Origin of the sequence: Shigella sp. FC1967, from assembly GCF_001743005.1 — a bacterium.
Classification (GTDB): Bacteria; Pseudomonadota; Gammaproteobacteria; order Enterobacterales; family Enterobacteriaceae; genus Proteus.
On sequence record NZ_MIIZ01000731.1, the window covers coordinates 1 to 3,980 of the forward strand.

4 protein-coding genes and 1 pseudogene are annotated in these 3,980 nt (G+C 35.3%); all 5 read right to left on the bottom strand.

All coding sequences use genetic code 11. The features are described 5' to 3' along the window. Nucleotides 1–54 precede the first annotated feature (54 nt). A complete protein-coding gene (locus tag BHE89_RS11330; RefSeq protein WP_128860490.1) occupies nucleotides 55–297 on the bottom strand; it encodes a hypothetical protein in 243 nt (80 codons plus the stop codon). Between the two features lie 615 nt (nucleotides 298–912). Beyond that, a pseudogene (locus BHE89_RS27010) lies at nucleotides 913–1,226 on the bottom strand (transposase); the annotation flags it as partial. 95 nt (nucleotides 1,227–1,321) lie between these two features. After that, nucleotides 1,322–2,143, bottom strand: coding sequence for a PHP domain-containing protein (locus BHE89_RS11345; RefSeq protein ID WP_128860491.1), 822 nt, complete (start codon nucleotides 2,141–2,143; stop codon nucleotides 1,322–1,324). A gap of 81 nt (nucleotides 2,144–2,224) precedes the next feature. Further along, nucleotides 2,225–3,004, bottom strand: coding sequence for a glucose PTS transporter subunit IIA (locus tag BHE89_RS25610; protein WP_286146079.1), 780 nt, complete (start codon nucleotides 3,002–3,004; stop codon nucleotides 2,225–2,227). A 7-nt stretch (nucleotides 3,005–3,011) separates the two neighbouring features. Next, on the bottom strand, nucleotides 3,012–3,980 hold a 969-nt coding region (locus BHE89_RS25615; RefSeq protein ID WP_286146080.1), incomplete at its 5' end, for a PTS transporter subunit EIIC.

Consider the following 3,980-nt stretch of genomic DNA (forward strand, 5'->3'; position numbering starts at 1 on the left):
GTTGTTTGTTCTGTCTTATTTTTATCTTGTGAAGGTGTTCCTGTATTTGAATTATCACAACCAACGACTGATATTAATAAAAGACTTATTATCGATGCCTAACCACAAGTTACCTTTCTCAGTTTTTTGACTAAATTGAACTTCATCGGATTGAATATTTTCTGACTCAGGCTTAGATTGTGTTGTTTGTTCTGTCTTATTTTTATCTTGTGAAGGTGTTCCTGTATTTGAATTATCACAACCAACGACTGATATTAATAAAAGACTTATTATCGATGCCAATATACTCTTTTTCATAATCCCTCATTATATTATTAAGTAGCAAACTCGCTATAAACTATAATGAGTTTAATAATTAATGACTATTATTTATTAATTTTATTTGAAGTATAACAACAACTCTCTTTATAAGAGTATTGTAAGTTGATTAGTAACGTATATTTACTTAAATATAACGTTATATATTTATAAATATTTTTTAATGCATTTATAAATATCCGATATTCGCTATTTTCAATTCTTTCTTTTAACGTCGAGATAATGTGTTTTAATATAAAACCAATAAACTCGGTGCTATCGCTAAAATAGCCCCAAAACCTAGCCTGATATTCTTGTTAATAACCTCTTAGGTAGAAAAGATGTCTTCGAGCTATCAACCATTAGAATGTCTTGAAAAGCAAACGATTATCAATGCAACAATAGAAGGCTCTAAAAGCGAGTATACAGTGATTTTTGATGGTTCAGGGCGGGAAGGTAAGCCATCGGTCTTATGTAGCTCCAGACAGCCTTACAAAGCATGAATATTCAAAAGCATAGAGGTGTGGCGACAGAACGACTACTCATAGGTTTAAATGCTGTTTTAATAAAAAATACCAGCAAATCAAACAATAAATAATCAGCTTTAAATGGATATGCAAAAAGATGTGTAATCTTGTGCTCAATCTCATTAGATAGCGTCGTTTGGTGTTTTTTTACCAATTGTGGTTCAAAAAAGCCATTGCGGTCGCATAGGGTTGCTAGCTCAAAGTTACCTGTTGGGGTTTTAATCGTCTTTTTGGTAGTCCCATTTCGATGATTAGTTTTAATGTCATTGAAGTAAATGAGAGTCTAATTCGGCGGATAATGCGCCTCTGTTGACTGTTTAATTAATGGGGGCAGGATGCGGTCAAAGCCTGCCCCTCTTGAAGTGCTTTTAGGGCTTTATCAAAATCGAAAGGTTGTGTTATCAGTCATTTCTTTTTGAGGTAGTTTACTGGAATGACACAGAATTTCTAACACGCCCTTTAATCGTTTTACCATATCAAATCAGACAACTGATTACTTATTTGCTTCTTTTTTTTAAAGTCTCAAATTGTGCTTGATTTAAGCCAAAATCACCAAATTTAAGTAACGCAGGATCATGGAAATCGCTACCTCCACTTTTTAGCAAACCAAATTTATTGGCATAATTTTGGGTCAATTCATAGTCGATAGGCTTCATTCTAGAGTGGCTTATTTCTAATCCTTTCAAACCAAACTGAACATATTTTTCTATTTCATCATAGTTACCATAGACACACGGATGAGCAAGTATAGGAATACCACCATCTTGTAAAATAGCAGCAATACCTTCATTAACAGGGATATATCCCATTTTTAAATCCGTTTCTATTTTTGTTTTAGATCCAAAAAGTTGTTTATAGCGCTCTTTGGTCATTTCCTCGGGATACTTTTCTCTCAATGCTTGGAATATATTCATTTTAAAAACAATATTATATTTTGAAAACTTTTTCGCATCTTCATAACAAATATCATAGCCTTGTTGATTGAGAGATAATATTAATTCTCGGTGAAACTGATCACGACAGTTGAGTGTGTTATCACACAACTTGTCAACGTTGGGCGTTTTTTCGTTAAGCCAAAGCCCCACTACATGGACTTTCTTATAGACGTCAAAGTCATAACAACTCATTTCAACACCTTTGACGATATTTAATCCAAGACGCTCCCCTTCACGGTAAATTTCATCGTAATGATTGGTTGTATCGTGATCAGTAATAGCTATAGTCTTAATACCGTTTCTAAACGCATTTTCAAGGACATCTTTTATTTCACAAACACCATCACTATGGTTTGTGTGAACATGTAAATCAGCATAAATCATAAAGAAGTACCTCTATTAATTCTTCCATTATAAATGGTCGTGCAATAATAGTGACTCGTAGTAAGCTAGATAACACCGTATTTAACCCACAGTAAGTAAAACTGTATTTTGGTCGACATGTTTTTTATCAGTCTGAACAACGTCTAGCTTATGATCATCATTAGTAATGATGATCATCGTTGTTGGATCATAGCCGGCAGCTATTATCGCATCTAAATCAAATTCAATTAGCGTATCGCCTTTTTTAACTTTCTGACCTTTAACTACACAGCATGTGAAGTGCTGTCCTGCTAAGTTAACAGTATCAATCCCCACATGGATCAACATTTCGATATTGTTAACTAGTGTTAAGCCAATCGCATGACCAGAAGAAAAGGTAATATCAACAACGCCATCTGCAGGTGCAATCACTTTTCCTGTTGTGGGGATAATTGCAATGCCAGGTCCCATAATGCCAGAGGCAAATGTTTCATCATTAACTTCTGAAAGTGCAACCGTTTTACCTTGAAGTGGTGAAATTAACCCAACCGGTAATTTATTATCAGGTGTTTGTGGTTTTTTGTTGGTTGATGCAGCTTGTTTATTATTTTCTTCTTCGTCACGGATTGGATCGTCAGTAGGATCATCAAAACCAATAATAAGCGTTGCAATAAAAGTGGCTACACTGGCAATCAATAAGGTAATTATTGCATTTACCACTTGGTTATCCGTATCAGATATCCACATTGGTAAACTTAATAAGCCCGGAGTGACATAAACGAATGCTTTTAACTTAACAATACCGGCAAATAATCCCGCAATAGCACCACCAATCATACAAGCGTACATTGGTTTTTTCAGTTTCAGGTTCACACCGTACATAGCAGGTTCAGTTATACCACCAAAAAAAGGCGGTAATACTGGCAGAAAAAGCTAATTGTTTTAATGTTTTGTTTTTAGTACGAACAGAAACAGCTAAAGAAGCAGCAGCCTGAGACATATTAGAACATAGCGCCATCACACGAATAATGGGGTCAAAACCTTTTTGCTCCACTAACATAATACTGACGGGACTAAGTGCTTTATGCATACCAATAGACACTAGCCATGGATAAATGGCCACTAATAATGGAATAGCAATAAAGCCAGTATGCTCTTGGATTAAGATCACCCCATCAGCAATTAATTGCGCGAACCATGAAGTGACAGGACCAACCGCAATCAACGCAATTGGCGTAGAAACCAAAATCACCAATAATGGCACCATAAACACTTTAACCATTTCTGGCACAATTCGAGCAATAAATCGTTCTATATAAGACATCATCCAGACAGTAATTAAGGCAGGGATCAGCTGAGATGAATATTTAACCAAAGCAACAGGAATATGCATAAACTCAACAGGCTCACCGGCTTTAACTAAGCTTGTCCATTCAGGACTGACCATCGCTAAACAGACCATCGCAGCTAAATATTGGTTACAATTAAATATTTTCGCTGCCGAGAAACCAATAAATACCGGCATAAAATAGAAGGCCGTATTAAAGATAAAGTTAAGGATATAATAGGTTTGGTCACTTTTATCCAACCAACCGAGCATCGTTAATACAATTAGTAAAACTTTCCCCATACCGGCACCCGCTAACAGAGGGATAACCGGAGCGATAGAGCCAGTAATTGCTGATAATACTTTATTTACGATAGACTGTTTCTTCTGGTCTTTATTATTATCATGAGGAATATTATTTGTTTTTATCATTTTTGTTAGTTCATTAAATACTTTATCAACATCATTACCGATAACCAGTTGATATTGTCCTCCCTTCATCACGTCAGATAATATTTTACTATTCGCTTT